General features: G+C 62.7%; 15 protein-coding genes. 7 read left to right on the top strand and 8 right to left on the bottom strand.

Features of this window, described 5'->3' with window-relative positions:
* Nucleotide 1 precedes the first annotated feature (1 nt).
* From ACR0EF_RS14625 to ACR0EF_RS14595, 7 genes are all read left to right on the top strand, one after another.
* Nucleotides 2-259: a DUF4242 domain-containing protein gene (locus tag ACR0EF_RS14625; protein ID WP_093963294.1), complete on the top strand. Its 258-nt coding sequence runs from the start codon at nt 2-4 to the stop codon at nt 257-259.
* A gap of 105 nt (nt 260-364) precedes the next feature.
* A complete protein-coding gene (locus ACR0EF_RS14620) occupies nt 365-1,780 on the top strand; it encodes an FAD-binding oxidoreductase (protein WP_170371783.1) in 1,416 nt (471 codons plus the stop codon).
* 105 nt (nt 1,781-1,885) lie between these two features.
* Complete coding sequence (locus ACR0EF_RS14615; RefSeq protein WP_170341637.1) at nt 1,886-2,701, top strand: ABC transporter substrate-binding protein; 816 nt, start codon at nt 1,886-1,888, stop codon at nt 2,699-2,701.
* Between the two features lies 1 nt (nt 2,702).
* Nucleotides 2,703-3,536, top strand: a complete 834-nt coding sequence (locus ACR0EF_RS14610) for an amino acid ABC transporter permease (RefSeq protein ID WP_170371785.1) — start codon at nt 2,703-2,705, stop codon at nt 3,534-3,536.
* Nucleotides 3,536-4,267, top strand: coding sequence for an amino acid ABC transporter ATP-binding protein (locus ACR0EF_RS14605; RefSeq protein ID WP_170367250.1), 732 nt, complete (start codon nt 3,536-3,538; stop codon nt 4,265-4,267). The genes ACR0EF_RS14610 and ACR0EF_RS14605 overlap by 1 nt, the downstream gene beginning before the upstream one ends.
* A 96-nt stretch (nt 4,268-4,363) precedes the next feature.
* A complete protein-coding gene (locus tag ACR0EF_RS14600) occupies nt 4,364-6,208 on the top strand; it encodes an amidohydrolase (protein WP_170372629.1) in 1,845 nt (614 codons plus the stop codon).
* A gap of 41 nt (nt 6,209-6,249) precedes the next feature.
* Nucleotides 6,250-7,068 carry a M90 family metallopeptidase gene (locus ACR0EF_RS14595; RefSeq protein WP_170371789.1) on the top strand — a complete coding sequence of 273 codons (819 nt, stop codon included), beginning with the start codon at nt 6,250-6,252 and terminating at the stop codon, nt 7,066-7,068.
* Nucleotides 7,069-7,075: 7 nt separating this feature from the next.
* On the opposite strand, the gene nadC is transcribed toward ACR0EF_RS14595, so the two are convergent.
* The 8 genes from nadC to ACR0EF_RS14555 form a co-directional block, all read right to left on the bottom strand.
* Nucleotides 7,076-7,924, bottom strand: a complete 849-nt coding sequence (nadC, locus tag ACR0EF_RS14590) for a carboxylating nicotinate-nucleotide diphosphorylase (protein WP_170372630.1) — start codon at nt 7,922-7,924, stop codon at nt 7,076-7,078.
* Nucleotides 7,897-9,489 carry an L-aspartate oxidase gene (locus ACR0EF_RS14585; RefSeq protein ID WP_170372631.1) on the bottom strand — a complete coding sequence of 531 codons (1,593 nt, stop codon included), beginning with the start codon at nt 9,487-9,489 and terminating at the stop codon, nt 7,897-7,899. Before ACR0EF_RS14585 ends, nadC begins: the two co-directional genes overlap by 28 nt.
* An 8-nt stretch (nt 9,490-9,497) precedes the next feature.
* Entirely contained in the window at nt 9,498-10,550 is a 1,053-nt protein-coding gene (nadA, locus tag ACR0EF_RS14580; protein WP_170372632.1) for a quinolinate synthase NadA, read from the bottom strand.
* A 142-nt stretch (nt 10,551-10,692) separates the two neighbouring features.
* Complete coding sequence (locus tag ACR0EF_RS14575; protein WP_170372061.1) at nt 10,693-11,703, bottom strand: endonuclease/exonuclease/phosphatase family protein; 1,011 nt, start codon at nt 11,701-11,703, stop codon at nt 10,693-10,695.
* Complete coding sequence (locus ACR0EF_RS14570) at nt 11,703-12,743, bottom strand: ABC transporter ATP-binding protein (RefSeq protein WP_093963284.1); 1,041 nt, start codon at nt 12,741-12,743, stop codon at nt 11,703-11,705. Before ACR0EF_RS14570 ends, ACR0EF_RS14575 begins: the two co-directional genes overlap by 1 nt.
* Nucleotides 12,744-12,753: 10 nt before the next feature.
* Complete coding sequence (locus ACR0EF_RS14565) at nt 12,754-13,638, bottom strand: ABC transporter permease subunit (protein ID WP_170341801.1); 885 nt, start codon at nt 13,636-13,638, stop codon at nt 12,754-12,756.
* A gap of 36 nt (nt 13,639-13,674) precedes the next feature.
* Entirely contained in the window at nt 13,675-14,556 is an 882-nt protein-coding gene (locus tag ACR0EF_RS14560; protein ID WP_093963282.1) for an ABC transporter permease subunit, read from the bottom strand.
* A gap of 63 nt (nt 14,557-14,619) precedes the next feature.
* The gene (locus ACR0EF_RS14555) at nt 14,620-15,927 is read right to left on the bottom strand and encodes an extracellular solute-binding protein (protein ID WP_437342730.1); all 1,308 of its coding nucleotides are present in this window, start codon (nt 15,925-15,927) and stop codon (nt 14,620-14,622) included.
* Between the last annotated feature and the right edge of the window lie 98 nt (nt 15,928-16,025).

Here is a 16,025-nt window from a genome sequence, read left to right as displayed (position 1 = left end):
AATGCCAAGGTACATCATCGAACGGAACTTCGCCGAACAGCTTGAGCTTGGCGACGATGACAAGGTAAAGATCAAGGAAATCAACGACGAAGAAGGGATCGAGTGGATTTTCTCGTTCCTGAGCGCGGACAAGCGAAAAACCTACTGCCTGTACGAGGCGCCGGACGCGGAAAGCCTGCGCAAGGCGGCCAAGCGTCTGAACATTCCGGCTGACGTCATCACGCCAGTTGATCGGATCGATCCCGGTATCTTCGCCTGACACGACCAAATTTGCATTGCGCGCCCTTCGCTCGAATGGGGCGCGCAACCCATTGCCCGAGGCAGCACCGCAGGAAACCTGTCCACCTGATCTGGAGGACTGATCATGTTTGACCTGATAACGCTGAACGGCAGCACCAAATCCGTGGACCAAGACGCGCTGGACGCTTTGGACGCGTCGCTGCGTGGATCCGTCTTTCTTCCCGGCAGCCCCGAATACGATAGTGCCCGCACCACCTGGAACAGCATCGTCGACCGCAAACCCGGCTTTGTGATCCGGGCGCTCGGAGCCAGCGATGTGCAAAAGGCCGTGAATTTCGTGCGCGAAGCGGGGCTGATCATGTCCGTCCGCTCGGGCGGGCACCAAATCGCCGGACATGCCGTGGCCGATGATGCGGTGATGCTGGACCTGTCGCAGATGAAATCGGTGCATGTCGACCCGAAGGCGCGCACCGCGCGTGTGGCGCCGGGTGCGGTTCTGGGTGACGTGGACCGAGAGACGCAGGCGCACGGGTTGGTGGTTCCGACGGGCATCAACTCGACCACCGGGATCGCCGGGCTGACACTGGGCGGCGGCTTTGGCTGGACCACGCGCAAGTTCGGTATGACCATCGACAACCTGATCTCGGCCGAGGTGGTGCTGGCCGATGGCTCGATCGTGACCGCATCGGAAAACAGCCACCCGGACCTGTTCTGGGCCATTCGCGGCGGTGGCGGCAATTTCGGCGTGGTCACCTCGTTCGAGTTCCGCCTGCACCCGCTGGGGCCGCAGGTGTTGTCCGGCCTTGTGGTGCATCCGATCGAGCAGGGCCCCGCTCTGCTGCCCGAATACGCGCGGATCGCTGACACTGCGCCTGACGAGTTGACGGTCTGGACGGTGATGCGCAAGGCCCCTCCCCTGCCCTTCCTTCCCGAAGACTGGCACGGGCGCGAGGTGCTGATCTTTGCCGCCTGCTATGCAGGTCCCATCGAAAACGGCGAAGCCGCGATGGAGCCGCTGCGCGCCCTCGGGGACCCGATCGTGGACGTAATCTCGCCGCACGCCTTCGTCGACTGGCAGGCCGCTTTTGACCCCCTGCTGACCCCCGGCGCGCGAAACTATTGGAAAAGTCACGATTTTGATGCCTTGCCCGCGGATGCAATCGCAGGGCTTCTGGACAGTATCTCGACCCTTCCGGATCCGTCCTGCGAGGTATTCATTGCCCATGTCGGCGGTGCGATGGCCCGGGTCGAGGCTGCGGCGACAGCCTATCCGCAACGCTCGGCCCATTTCATCATGAACGTGCACACCCGTTGGGAAGATCCGGCCAAGGATGACACCTGCATCGCCTGGGCACGCGCGCTCTATGACCGCATGACGCCGCATGCAACCGGCAGTGCCTATGTCAATTTCATGCCAGCGGACGAGGCCGATCATCTGTCCGGCGCCTACGGGGCCAATGCCACGCAGCTGTCGCGCATCAAAGGGCGGTACGATCCCGGCAACCTGTTCCGGGTGAACCACAACATTCCACCCGCGTGACGGCTTGAACTTCTTGCGGGGTTTGGCATAGACCGCGACCAACTGGACAGGGTCGGCGGGCAACACTACCGTGGGCCCGACATTCCCAACAGGAGACCCAGACTCATGTCCAAGATGCTTTCGATCGCGGCCGCAACCCTTGCGTTCACCGCAACTTCGGCCCTTGCGGACGGGCAGTGCGCCGCGGGCAAGACCCTGACCGAGGGCAAGTTCACCGTGGCCACCGGAAACCCGGCCTATTACCCATGGGTGATGGATGACGCGCCCGAGTCTGGCCAGGGCTTTGAAGCCGCCGTCGCCTATGCCGTGGCCGAAGAGATGGGCTTTGCCGCAGATGACGTGGTCTGGGTCCGGTCGTCCTTTGACGAGGCGATCCAGCCCGGCGCCAAAAACTTTGACGTGAACATCCAGCAATACTCGATCACGCCCGAACGCGATCAGGTCGTTGATTTCTCGGCCCCTTACTACACCGCGCCGATGGCGGTTCTGGTCAGCGCAAACGCCGTTGACACTCCGCCCACGCTCGAGGCGCTGAAGGGCCTGCAATGGGGCGCGGTCGGGTCGACCACCGCCGTGCCGAAACTGGCCAGCGTGATCCAGCCGGATGCGGACCCGCTGCTCTATGGCGACAATGCCGACGTGAACGCGGCCATGACCGCGAACCAGATCGACGCCGCGCTGTTCGACCTGCCTACCGCCCTGTTCCTGAGCGCGGTGATGATCGAAGGGTCCAAGGTGATTGGCCAGTTCCCTGCCGATCAAGGCGACAACCCCGACCAGTTCGGCATGTTGATGGAGGAAGGCAACCCGCTGAAATCCTGCGTGGATGCGGCCATCGCCGCGCTGACTGAAAGCGGCAAGCTGGCCGAGATCGAGGCCAAATGGCTGCAGGACACGACGGGCGTTCCGCTGATCAAGTGACATGACACAGAACAGAACGGCGGGCCCGACCCGCCGCGAACTTTTTGAGGCGCAGCAGCGGCGGCGGTCGATCCGGATCGCCGCGACCAGCACCATTCTGGTCGTCGTGACGCTGATCGTGCTGGTGCCGCTGGCGCCGGGCTGGGTCAAGGTCCAGCAGAGCTTTTTCAACGGCGAGGTTCTGGTCAAGACCTTCCCGAAGCTGCTCGAGGCCTTCAAGATCAACGTGATGATCTTTGCCTGGTCGGCGCCCGCGATCGCGGTGCTGGGGCTGCTGATCGCGCTGGCCCGCGACACCAAATCGCCCGCGCTGTTCCCGTTGCGCATCTTCGGCGCGGCTTTCACCGACATCTTCCGCGGCGTGCCTGTTATCCTGACCGTCTATCTGATCGGCTTCGGCATTCCCGGGCTGGGCCTGACCCGACCGTGGAACTCACCCTATATCTGGGGGTCGCTGGCGCTGATCCTGACCTATTCGGCCTATGTGGCCGAGATTTTCCGCTCGGGCATCGACAGCGTGCATCACAGCCAGCGCGCCGCCGCCCTGTCGCTGGGCCTGACCGAAGGCCAGGTGATGCGCGATGTGGTGCTGCCGCAGGCCGTCCGCAACGTCGTGCCGTCGCAGATGAACATGCTGATCGCGCTACAAAAGGACGTGTCGCTGCTCAGCTTCATCGGCCCGGTCGAGATTTTCCGCCAGGCGGGCGTGTTCAAATCGCTGCTGGCCAATTTCACGCCTTACGTGGGCGCGGCGATCATCTTCCTGATCGTGACCATCCCGGCGACGCGCTATGCCGACCACCTCATGGCCAAGCAGATGAGGGAGCGGCGCTGATGTCGAAACTGAACCTGCGCAACGTCGTCAAACGCTTTGGCGACCGCACCGTCTGTGACGGCATCGACCTGACCGTGGACGAGGGTCAGATGGTCTGCCTGATTGGTGCCTCGGGGGCGGGCAAATCCACCGTTCTGCGCTGCATCAACCTGCTTGAGCCGATCGAGGATGGTGAGATCCTGCTGGACGGGGTCGACATTTCGGTGCCGGGTCTGGATCCGCAATCTGTGCGCGCGCGCATCGGCATCGTGTTCCAGAGCTTCAACCTGTTCCCGCACATGACGGCGCTGGACAACGTGATGCTGGCGCCGCGCCGCGTGCGCGGTCGCACGCGCGCCGAGCTGCTGCCCCAGATCGAAGAGATGTTCGAACGCTTCGGGCTTGCCGACCGTATGCACAACTATCCCGACCAACTATCTGGCGGACAGCAGCAGCGCGTCGCTATCGTGCGCGCATTGGCCATGCAACCCGAGGTGATGCTGTTCGACGAGATTACCTCGGCCCTGGATCCGCAACTGGTGGGCGAGGTTCTGGACGTTTTGCTGATGCTCAAGCAGCAGGGCATGACGATGGTGATGGCTACGCACGAAATGGGCTTTGCCCGGCAGGCCGCCGACAAGGTGTGTTTCCTGCAGAACGGCCGCATCGTCGAGGAAGGCCCGCCCGAGCAGCTGTTCGATCACCCGCAGCAGGACGACACACGGCAATTCCTGTCGCGCGCGCTCAAGTGAACGCCGACGTCGGATCGACAACTGAACATTGCACGGGCCGGACGCCAACTTCGTGCTAGACTCCAGCGCATTGCCATATGCTGCTGGAGGTTCGGAATGCGTCTTTTGTCCCTGTCTGCCGTGAGCGTTGCTGCGGGTCTGACCCTCGGCAACATCTCTTTGGCCCAACAGCTCGCGGACACGATCTATACCGGCGGTCCGATTTTGACGATCGATGACGCCCGGCCCACGGTACAGGCGGTCGCGGTCAGGGATGGGCGGATCATCGCAGCAGGTGAACTGGCCGAGATACGCAGCCATCAGGGCGACGACACGACGATCTTTGATCTGGACGGGCGCGCGATGCTGCCCGGTTTTGTCGACAGCCACGGCCACGTCGTCATGGGCGGTTTGCAAGCCCTGTCGGCGAACCTGCTGGCCCCACCGGATGGCAAGGTCACCGACATTGCCAGCCTGCAGGCGGCGTTGTCCACGTGGGCCGAGGCCAATAACGACACGGTCGAAGCGATGGGGATGATCATCGGCTTTGGCTATGACAACGCGCAACTGGCCGAACTGCGCCACCCCACGCGTACCGAGCTGGACGCGGTCTCGCGCGATGTTCCGATCATGATCATCCACCAATCGGGCCATCTGGGGGTGGGCAATTCCAAGGCGCTTGAACTGGCCGGGATCACCGCAGAAACCGAGAACCCGCCCGGAGGCGTGATCCGAAGAGACGAAGCTGGCGAGCCGAACGGCGTGCTGGAGGAATACGCATTCTTCGGCGCCTTGGTGCCTCTGCTTGGCAATGTCGGCGAAGACGGGCTGCAGACTTTCGCGCGCGCCGGCAGCCGGATGTGGGCGCGCTTTGGCTACACCACCGCGCAAGAGGGGCGCTCCTCGGGCGCGGTGGTTCAGGCCCTGCGCCGGGTGGCCGCAGACGGCGACCTTCCGATCGACGTCGTGGCCTTTCCCGACATTCTGGAATCGCGCGATTTCATCGCGTCGGACGCCTCGCGCATCTATGCCGACCGGGTGCGAGTCGGCGGGTGCAAGCTGACAATCGACGGCTCGCCGCAAGGATTTACCGCGCTGCGGGATCGGCCCTACTACGATCCGGTCGGGGATTACCCGCCCGGCTATGCCGGATACGCCGCCATCACGCGCGAGCAGTTGCAGGATGCGGTGAACTGGTGTTTCGAGAACGGTCTCCAGATCCTGACTCACTCCAATGGCGAGGGGGCCACGGACATGCTGATCGCCGCCATTGACGAGGCGCGGCTGACCTATGGCGATCCGGGCAACCGGCCGGTTCTGGTGCACGGTCAGTTCCTGCGCGAGGATCAGGTGGCCAGCCTCAAACGATTGGGCGTGTTCCCGTCGCTGTTTCCGATGCATACCTTCTATTGGGGCGACTGGCACCGCGACCACACGGTTGGGCCGGCCAATGCCGACAACATCTCGCCCACCGGCTGGGTGACCGAACGCGACATGATGTTCGGTACGCATCACGACGCGCCTGTAGCGTTTCCCGACAGCATGCGGGTTCTGGCCGCAACGGTCACCCGGCGCACCAGGTCGGGCGACATCCTAGGCCCGCACCAGCGGGTCGATGTGATGACGGCGCTCAAGGCCATGACGATCTGGCCGGCATGGCAGCATTTCGAAGAAGACCAGAAGGGCTCGATCGAAGTGGGCAAACTGGCCGATTTCGTGATCCTTTCGGATGACCCGACCGCGGTCGACCCCGAAACGCTGGCCCAGCTTCGGGTGCTGACCACCATCAAAGAGGATGCGGTGATCTTCGACGCCGATACGGCGGTCAAGGAGGGGCGACTAGACCGACGCCCCCTTGCCCCGGACCCGGTGACGGCACATCTGCTGCTGCATGCGCTGTATCAGGGCATGGATGTCGAACGGCCTTGGCTGGCGAACTTCACGCGACCCTCGACCGAATGAATCGGCTTTCCGAGGTGGGGCAATAGAGATACCGTCGCCACATGGTGCTGTTTCTGAGCCTTTTTGCGGCAATCGCCGGTCTGGTGGTCTGGTATTTCTGGTCGAAGTCCAGGGCCAAGGCCGAGCTGTTGCAAACACCGCTGAGCGATGAGGAGCTGCGGACCATCCACGCGATGGTGCCGATCCTCGAGCGGTTGCCTGCCAAGCTGCGCGCCACTTTGGAAGGCAAGATCAACCTGTTCCTGAATCAGGTCGATTTCATCGGCTGCGACGGGCTGGAGGTCACGGACGAGATGCGTCTGTCGATCGCAGCACAAGCCTGCCTTCTGGTCGTCAACTCGGACCAATGGTACGACAATCTGACGACGGTCCTGATCTATCCCAATGCCTTCAAGTCCCGCCAACAGCGGCACAGCGGCTATGTCGTGACCGAACAAGAGGTCATCCGAACCGGCGAAAGCTGGGATCGGGGGCCGGTGATCCTGTCCTGGGCGCACAGCCGGCAGGGCGCGGCAAACGATCATGACGGACACAACGTCGTGTTTCATGAATTCGCGCATCAGTTGGATGATCTGTCCGGCGGCACCAACGGCGTGCCCGTACTGGCCAAGGGTCAAAGCTATGCCGAGTGGGAACGTGTTTTTCTGGCCGCGTATGACGCGCATCTGCACGCGGTCGAGACAGGCCGGCGCACTGTGATCGACCCCTATGGCGCCACGGGACACGAAGAGTTCTTTGCCGTCACGGTCGAGCTGTTCTTCGAACGCCCCGAGGCCCTCAGGGAAACCGCGCCCGAATTCTACGGACAGCTGTCCCGATACTTCCGGCTGGATCCAATCGAATGGCCGAAACCTTCGTGATCCGTGATCAGAAATCCAGACCCAGATCGGCTGTCCGATAGGAATGGGTCAGCGCCCCGGACGAGATGTAATCGACCCCGGTGGCCGCGATCTCGGCCACCGTGTCCACGGTGACATTGCCCGACGCCTCGGTAACCAGACGCCCATCCACCATCGCCACGGCCTCGGCCAGCATGTCAGGCGTCATGTTGTCCAGCAGCACCACATCGGCGCCGCCGGTTTCCAGAACCTCGGCCAACTGGTCCAGCCGGTCCACTTCGATCTCGACCTTCATCATGTGCGACGCACGCGCCTTGACCGCCTCGAGCACCGCGCGCACCCCGCCGGCGGCGGCGATGTGGTTGTCCTTGATCAGAATCGCATCCGACAGCGAATGGCGGTGATTGAACCCGCCGCCATGCAGCACCGCAAGTTTCTCGACGATCCGCAGGCCCGGGGTGGTCTTGCGGGTACAGGTGATGCGCGCCTTGGTCCCTGCGGTCTGCGCGACCAGCTTGGCGGTCAGGGTCGCCACCCCGGACAGACGACCGGCAAAGTTCAGCGCCACGCGTTCGCCGGACAGGATCGAAGCCGCGCTGCCGGTGATCTCCATCAGGGTCTGGCCCTTGGTGCAACGGTCCCCGTCGACCACAAGCGGCATGATCTTCAACGTCGGGTCCACCAGCCGGAACGCCAGGGCCGCCACCTGCATGCCCGACACCACCGCATCCTCGCGCGCGTTCAGCCGCGCGGCATAGGTCACGCCCGCCGGGATTACGGTGCGGGTGGTGATGTCACCGCAGGTGCCCAGATCCTCGGTCAGCGCGGCGCGGACCATCGGCTCGAGGATCAGGTCGGGGACAGTGGCATAATGCATGTTGCGGTTTCCTTGATGATTTTCGACCGCAGCGCCACGGCCTCTTCCAGTGTCAGATCAGACCGTCGCCCCGGCCCTTCGGCCGCATCCGGACAATCGGATCGGTAGTGCGCGCCGCGGCTTTCGGTGCGCATCAGCGCAGCCGCCGCGATCAGCGTGGCGGTTGCGGTCATGTTACGGAATAGGTGCGACTGGCCGTGCAGCGACTCCAACACGGCGATCCGGCCCAAGGCGCGGCGCAGCCCGTCGGCGTCGCGGACCACCCCCACGCCATCGGTCATGACTTGGCGCAGTTCGGCTACGGCTTGGGGGTCGGGTTCGGTGCCGCCCGATGGCAGGCGCAGCCGCACCTCGGGCGCGTCGGCCACCGTCAGGGTGCCGGCAATGTCACGGGCGCAGGCGCGGGCAAAGACCAGCGCCTCGAGCAGACCGTTCGAGGCCAGCCGGTTCGCCCCGTGCAACCCGGTCGAGGCCGCCTCGCCACAGGCCCACAGCCCGGCCAGCGAACTGCGGCCGTTCAGGTCGGTGGCCACGCCGCCCATGTGGTAATGCGCCGCCGCCGCCACCGGGATCGGTTGGGTTACGGGGTCGACACCGTTGCGCAGGCAGGCCTCGGTCACCGCCGGAAACTGACTGCGGATCGCTGCGCCGATCGCCGCACGGGTATCCAGCGTGGGCCGGTTGCCGGCCTTGGTTTCCAGATAGACGGCGCGCGCCACGACATCGCGCGGGGCCAGCTCGGCATCCGGGTGGATGCCTTGCATGAACCGTTCGCCGTGGCGGTTGATCAGTATTGCGCCCTCGCCACGCAAGGCCTCGGTAGCCAGAGGCATCGGGTCCTCGCCCACGTCGATCGCGGTGGGGTGAAACTGGATGAACTCGGCATCGGCGATCCGGGCCCCGGCCCGTGCGGCCATGCCGATCCCCTGCCCGCGGATCCGCGCCGGGTTGGTGGTGCGAGCATAGAGCCCTGCCGACCCGCCCGTGGCCAGTACATGCGCCGCCCCACGCAGTAGCACCGGTTCGGCCCCCGGCGCATCGGTCGACGCCAGATACACGCCCGAGACCTTGGCCCCGTCGCTTTCCAGCCCCACCGCCAGCGCCCCTTCGATCACCTGGACCGAAGCACGCCGCCTTAGCTCGGCGATCAGGGCGCGCATGATCTCGGCACCGGCTTGGTCGCCCTTGACGCGCACCACACGGGCCACCGAATGGGCCGCTTCCTGCGATTGGATGAACCCGCCATCGGCGTCCCGGTCGAACCCGGTGCCCAGATCGGACAGGTCCAGAATGTGATCCCGCGCCGCGCGGGTGACGAACTCGGCCACCTCCTGCAGGACGGACCCTGCACCGGCGCGCATCGTGTCGCGGGCATGGGCTTCTGGGCTGTCGGACGGGTCCATTGCCGCCGCCACCCCGCCCTGCGCCCAGGCCGAACTGGCACCAGAGCCCAGCGGCTCGGGCGAGATCATCACCACCGGCTGCGGGTCGAGCTTGAGCGCGGTATAGACCGCCGCCAGACCGCCGCCGATGATGACCACCCGAGGGGTCGAGACCGTCTGCATCGCCCCGATCAAATTCCCAGCTTGCGCGACAGGTCGATCATCCGCTGCACCGAAAGGCGCGCTTTTTCCGCCACGTCGGGGTCAACTTCGACCTGTCCGGTCATGGTGTCCAGTGCGTACAGTACCTTTTCCAACGTGATCTTCTTCATGTAGGGGCACATGTTGCAGGGGCCGACGAAATCGACCTGCGGCAGCGCGTCGGCGATGTTCGAGGCCATCGAGCACTCGGTGATCAGCATCGCCTTTTCGGGCTGTTCGTCGGTGACATATTTGATGATGCCGCTGGTCGAACCCGAGAAATCGGCCTCGGCCACAACATCGGGCGGGCATTCGGGATGCGCAATCAGGCGGGTGCCCGGGTTCCATTCGCGGAACTCACGCAGGTCCTGCGCCGTGTATTGTTCATGCACGATGCACGAGCCTTCCCACCAGACCACGTTCTTCTGCGGCACGTCGCGGGCCACGTTCTGCGCCAGGTACTGGTCGGGCGTCATGATGACCGTGTCGCTGTCCATCGCCGCCACGATCTGCGCCGCGTTGGACGACGTGCAGCAGATGTCGGATGCCGCCTTCACCTCGGCCGTAGTGTTCACATAGGACACGACCGGCGCGCCGGGATAGCGGCGGCGCATCTCGGCGATGCCCTCGGCGGTGATCGACTCGGCCAGCGAACAGCCGGCCTCCATGTCTGGCATCAGAACCGTCTTTTCGGGGCTGAGGATCTTCGAGGTCTCGGCCATGAAATGCACACCGCATTGCACGATCACGTCGGCCTCGACCTCGGTCGCCTTGATGGCCAGCTGCAGGCTGTCGCCGACGAAGTCCGAAATGCCGTGATAGATTTCGGGCGTCATGTAGTTGTGGCCCAGGATCACCGCGTTGCGTTCGGCTTTCAGATCGTTGATCGCCTTGACATAGGGCGCGTAGATCGCCCAATCCGCTGGCGTGACGACTCGCGACATGCGGGCGTAGATGTCGCTCATGCTGGCGGCCAGCTCGGGCGACGGGGTCAGATCGAATTTCTCGGCAAGATGCGCGCGCTGCGCGGGGAGGTCAAACACTGGACTGGTTTTCCGCCTGTTGAATAGGTGGCCTCGTTCTTATGGGGTTTCCAAACCGTTTTCCACAGTCGAACCGCGAAAAAACGCCCCGAAATTCATCGGGACGTTGGCCACGTGACCAAATATCGCGGACAGGCCGGAGTCACCCGGCGTCAGGCACTTCAACCGCGCACCAGACACAGTCATGATCCGAGAGCGGCTTGGCGTCAGCGGTCAGCGACGACAGCAGACCCCGGTCGCGGCAGATCAGCCCCTTGCCGGCGAACCAGTCCAGCTTCATCACCCGGTCCGGGTGCGGCGTGATCAGGCTGGGTCGGGTGGTGTGGCCTTCGGTCGTGAACTCCCAGGAAAAGCCGCGCTGCTCCGCCAAAGCAAACAGGGTTTCCCGGCGCCAGTCGAAATCCGGTGGCAGGTGGTTGCCGGTATTCAGATCGCCACCGATCAGCACCGGCATCCCGGGCGCAAACTCATCGAGCGTATCCAGCAGTAGCTGAAACTGCGCATGGCGATGCGCGGCCGCGGCGTTGCTTTCCAGATGGGTGGAGACCACGCATACAGGCCCGTTCTCGGTCGCGACTTCTGCTGCAATCGCCATTCGGCCACCCAGCCGCGGTTGTTGCGGATCCGACGCCCCGGACTCGGCCGCAAACCAGTGGCCATGGTCGTCAAGACGGATCATGGCCACGCGTTTGAACGGAACCGAGGACAGAATCGCGTTCCCATGCCACCCGAGGGTGTTGAAATCATCCTTGCAAAAGGCGCGCTCGGTCGGACCGCCCAGATCCAGTTCGTGGAACTCGACCCCAAAAGCGTAGGCCATACCCAGCTTGTCGGCCATTTCGGCCGTCGTGTGACGTTGACCGGTACGGGACATACCGTGGTCCACCTCGGACAGCAAAACGATGTCCGGAGTCACAGCCGCTAGGTGGGCTGCGCTCTCTTCGGGGAAAAGGCAGCGTTCCACATTCCAAGCCGCAGCCGAGAAACGCGCACCCAGAACGTCCCGGGTTGCGTTTCCGCCCAGTTGCACCGCTTTCATCGCCGGTGTCTGCGCCATTAGGGCGCGGTGCGCCTCGGCCGTTCGCGGCGCCGCCAATATGCGGTCTCGAACATCATCCGAGACCGGCGGCAAAGACGACACGATGTCCGTGATCACAGGGCTTTTCCGGTTTCCGGGTGGAACAGGCTGATCGCATCGGGCTTGAGTGCGATCCGCGTTTCTCCGGGCGCGGCTTCGACATCCTTGCCCACGTGGATCGTGAACTCCTGATCTGCCAGACGCCCGTGCAACAGACGGTGCGCGCCAAGCTCTTCGATGATGTCGACGTGAAAGGCGATCGAGCCCTCCGCCCCGATCAGTACATCTTCGGGCCGCACACCTACAGTCACCGCGCCGGACCCTTCGGCCGTGGCAAGCACCGTGTCGCCGTTGATCATCACGCGGCCTCCCTCCAGACGTGCGCCGATCAGATTCATCGGCGGAGCACCCATAAAGCTGGCCACGAAGGTCGAGGCCGGGCGGTGATAGATCTCGGCCGGGGTGCCGATCTGTTCGATCCGGCCCGCGTTCATCACGATGATGCGGTCAGCCATGGTCATCGCCTCGACCTGATCATGGGTGACGTAGATCGAGGTCACGCCCAGACGCCTCTGCAACGCCTTGATCTCGATGCGCATCTGGTTGCGCAGCTTGGCATCGAGGTTCGACAGCGGCTCGTCGAACAGGAACAGCGCCGGATCGCGCACGATGGCCCGCCCCATGGCGACCCGCTGGCGCTGACCGCCCGACAGCTGCGAGGGCTTGCGATCCAGAAATTCGTTCAGGTTCAGCATCGAAGCGGCTTCGGCCACCTTGCGTTCGATTTCGTCCTTGGGCGTCTTTCGATTTTTCAGACCATAGGCGATATTCTTGCGCACGGTCATATGCGGGTACAGCGCATAGTTCTGGAACACCATGGCGATATCGCGATCGGCCGGGTCAACATCATTCATGACGCGGCCATTGATCGTCAATTCGCCTTCGGTGATTTCTTCCAGCCCGGCCACCATGCGCAGCAGTGTGGACTTGCCGCAGCCCGACGGGCCGACAAGAACCACGAACTCGCCGTCACCGATGTCGAAACTGGACGGGGTCAGCGCCTCGGCGCCGTTGGGATAGATTTTTCGGATGTTCTTCAGGGATACCTGAGCCATTGATTCTGCCTTACTTGTCGGATTCCGTCAGGCCCTTGACGAACCAGCTTTGGAAAAAGATGACGACCATGACCGGGGGGATGATGGCGATGATCGCCAGCAGATTGGCCCGGCCGTATTCGGGAATGCGGTTGCCCTCCAGCACCTGCGTGATCTGCTTGATCCCGCGCACCAGGGTGAACATGTCCTCTTCGGTGGTGATCATGGTGGGCCACAGGTACTGGTTCCACCCGAACACGAACATGATGATGAACATCGCCGCAATCATGGTACGCGACAGCGGCACCAGGATGTCGATGAAGAATTTCACCGGGCCGGCGCCATCGATACGCGCGGCCTCGACCAGTTCTTCGGGGACCGAGCGGAAGAATTGCCGGAAGAAGAACGTGGCCGTGGCCGAGGCGATCAGCGGGATGATGAGGCCCTGATAGGTGTTCAGCATCCCCAGTTTCTGCACCACTTCGTACGAAGGCAGAATGCGCACCTCGAGCGGCAGCAACAACGTGGTGAAGATCACCCAGAAAGCCAGCGTGGCAAAGCGCAGCCGGAAATAGACGATCGCATAGGCCGCCATCATGCCGATGATGATCTTGCCGAGGGCAAAACCGATGCCCAGGATGAACGAGTTTTTGAGCATGTTCATGCCCGTGTTCTGGCCGGAAAAGCCCGAGGCCTCGAACATTGCCTTCTGGAAGTTGGGGCCAAGTTCGTCCCCGATCGTCAGGCTGGGTCCGGTTTTGATCACCTCGACATCCGGAACGGTCGTCATCTGGAAGATCATCAGCAGCGGCAGCATCATGAACAACGATCCGACGATCAGGATCGTGTGATCAAGGATCGTGGACAGTCGGATGCCGCGCTTTCGTGTTTGGGTGGGTGAAGTGGCGGACGCCATCGCAGGGGTATGTGCTTCGGTCATTGTCTGCCCTCCTTACGTGTAGTGGATGCGGCGCTCGACCAGCCGGAACTGGAACACCGTCAGGGCCAGAACCAGAACCATCAGAACGACCGACTGCGCCGAGCTGCCACCCAGGTCGTTGCCGCGGAAGCCGTCCACATAGACCTTGTAGACCAACGTCATCGGGTTGTTGCCCGGCTCACCCTTCACCATCGTGTCGATCACACCGAAAGTATCAAACAATGCGTAGGTGATATTGATGATCAGCAGGAAAAACCCGGTCGGCGCCAGCAGGGGGAAAGTCACGTCCCAGAACCGACCCGTGGATGAGCGGTTGTCGATCAAAGCCGCCTCACGCACCGATCGCGGGATCGATTGCAGGCCAGACAGAAAGAAGATGAAGTTCACCGGAACCTGTTTCCAGACCGAAACGATAACCATCGCGGTGGCGGTGTCATTGAAATTCACGCCCAGTTTGAAATCCCACCCGATCGAGCGCGCCAGTTCGGTCAATGGCCCCCAGCTCTGGTTGAACAGGATCAGGCCGATGAACCCCGCCACCGGCGGCGCCACGGCGTAAACCCACATCAGCAGCGTGCGATAGGTCTTGGCGCCGCGCAGCACATTGTCGGCCTTCACGGCCAGCAACAACGCGATCGACAGCGAAAAGAACGTGACCAAAACGGTGAAGATCACCGTGAACCAGGCAATGCTGAGATACTCGGAATTCCCGGCAAGGTCGCTGTAGTTGTCCAGCCCGACGAAGGTCGACCCAAACCCGAACGGATCCTGCAGGAAGAACGAAGACTGCACCGCGTGAGCGGCAGGCCAGTAGAAAAAGACCGCGATGATCAACAGCTGCGGCAACAGCAGAAGAACCGGCAGCCAGCGAGTGGAAAAACCAGCGCGTTTCATAAAAACTCCGAAAAAGGGAGGACGGTCGCACTTCTGCGACCGCCCGTTTCTTGGCGAGTGGGATCAGCTCTGGGTCTTTGCGAAACGCTCGAGCAGACCGTTGGCTTCGTCCTCGATTGCCTTGAAGGCGTCCTCGACCGAGGTTTCACCCGTCAGGATGCGGCCATATTCGCGGTTCATCACGTCGCGGATCTGGACGTAGAAGCCCATGCGATAGCCCTTGGTGTTTTCACCAGCAGGCAGCGACAGCTGCTTGATGCCGACTTCGGCGGCCGGAGCACGGTCATAGTGACCATCGCCCTTCGCCATTTCATAGGCGGCGGTGGTGATCGGAACATAGCCGGTCTCGCGGTGCCACATGTACTGGGTTTCGGGCTTGGTCAGGAACTCGAAGAACGCCGCGGTGGCCTTGTTTTCCTCGTCGCTCTTGCCGGCCATCGCGAACAGGGCCGCGCCACCGATGAAGGTCTGCTTGGGTTCTTTGGTCACAGCTTCCCAATAGGGCAGGAAGGTGGCCGAAAACTCGAACGGCAGGTCCTTCTTGGACAGGCCGCCGAACGAACCGGACGAGCCCAGCCAGATGGCAACCTTGCCTTCTTCGAACGGAGTCTGGTTGTCGCTCCAGCCGGTGCCGTACCATTCGAAGAACCCGTTGTCCTTCCAGTCTTTGACGGCGGTGAAGTGTGCCTTGATCGCCTCGTTGTTGACAAGAATCTTGGTGCCGTCAGCGCCTTCATAGCCGTTGTCGTTGGTGGCAAACGGCAGGTCGTGGCGCGAATGGAAGTTCTCGGTGAAGATCCAGGGCAGATGCGACTGCGACAGGCCGATATAACCGGCCTCTTTCAGCGCCGGCGCCGTCACGGTCTGGAACTCTTCCCAGGTTTTCGGCGGCGTCACACCCGCTTTTTCCAGCGCATCGACGTTGTAATACATGATGGGCGAGGACGAGTTGAACGGCATCCCGATCATCTTGCCGTCGCTGTCGGCATAGAAGTAGCGAACGCCCGAGATATAGTCCTCGATGTCGAACGCAACGCCGTTCTGCTCCAGCAGGTCCTGAACCGGAACGGTCGCGCCCTTAGCGCCAATCACGGTGGCGGCGCCGGCGTCGAATACCTGCAGAACGTTGGGCTGTTCACCCGCACGGAATGCGGCGATGCCGGCGGTCAGGGTCTCTTCATATGTGCCCTTGAAAACCGGCGTGATCTTGTAGTCGTCCTGGGACGCGTTGAAATCCTCGGCAATCTGGTTGACGGTGTCACCCAGGGCTCCTCCCATGGCGTGCCACCACGTAATCTCGACTTCGGCCGAGACCGTATTCGCTATCATCGCGAACGCGGCAGCAGCAGCACCTGTTTTGACGTTTATCATGTAGTTCCTCCGATTCATGTTGCGCCCCTACGGGCGGGCCAAAGCCCTGGAAACTATGGGGTATTTTCCCCGATGACATATTTCACATCCAGAAAAAG

This window comes from Ruegeria sp. CG8 (genome assembly GCF_056537165.1).
The sequence above is the reverse complement of the archived record's forward strand: the minus strand, read 5'-3'. Positions and strand labels throughout refer to the sequence as shown.

What these genes read in the sequence shown, in the direction of transcription:
- ACR0EF_RS14625 (WP_093963294.1), top strand. Translation starts at nt 2, where the DNA reads ATGCCAAGGTACATCATCGAACGGAACTTCGCCGAACAGCTTGAGCTT.
- ACR0EF_RS14620 (WP_170371783.1), top strand. Translation starts at nt 365, where the DNA reads ATGTTTGACCTGATAACGCTGAACGGCAGCACCAAATCCGTGGACCAA.
- ACR0EF_RS14615 (WP_170341637.1), top strand. Translation starts at nt 1,886, where the DNA reads ATGTCCAAGATGCTTTCGATCGCGGCCGCAACCCTTGCGTTCACCGCA.
- ACR0EF_RS14610 (WP_170371785.1), top strand. Translation starts at nt 2,703, where the DNA reads ATGACACAGAACAGAACGGCGGGCCCGACCCGCCGCGAACTTTTTGAG.
- ACR0EF_RS14605 (WP_170367250.1), top strand. Translation starts at nt 3,536, where the DNA reads ATGTCGAAACTGAACCTGCGCAACGTCGTCAAACGCTTTGGCGACCGC.
- ACR0EF_RS14600 (WP_170372629.1), top strand. Translation starts at nt 4,364, where the DNA reads ATGCGTCTTTTGTCCCTGTCTGCCGTGAGCGTTGCTGCGGGTCTGACC.
- ACR0EF_RS14595 (WP_170371789.1), top strand. Translation starts at nt 6,250, where the DNA reads ATGGTGCTGTTTCTGAGCCTTTTTGCGGCAATCGCCGGTCTGGTGGTC.
- nadC (WP_170372630.1), bottom strand. Translation starts at nt 7,924, where the DNA reads ATGCATTATGCCACTGTCCCCGACCTGATCCTCGAGCCGATGGTCCGC.
- ACR0EF_RS14585 (WP_170372631.1), bottom strand. Translation starts at nt 9,489, where the DNA reads ATGCAGACGGTCTCGACCCCTCGGGTGGTCATCATCGGCGGCGGTCTG.
- ACR0EF_RS14570 (WP_093963284.1), bottom strand. Translation starts at nt 12,743, where the DNA reads ATGGCTCAGGTATCCCTGAAGAACATCCGAAAAATCTATCCCAACGGC.
- ACR0EF_RS14565 (WP_170341801.1), bottom strand. Translation starts at nt 13,638, where the DNA reads ATGGCGTCCGCCACTTCACCCACCCAAACACGAAAGCGCGGCATCCGA.
- ACR0EF_RS14560 (WP_093963282.1), bottom strand. Translation starts at nt 14,556, where the DNA reads ATGAAACGCGCTGGTTTTTCCACTCGCTGGCTGCCGGTTCTTCTGCTG.
- ACR0EF_RS14555 (WP_437342730.1), bottom strand. Translation starts at nt 15,927, where the DNA reads ATGATAAACGTCAAAACAGGTGCTGCTGCTGCCGCGTTCGCGATGATA.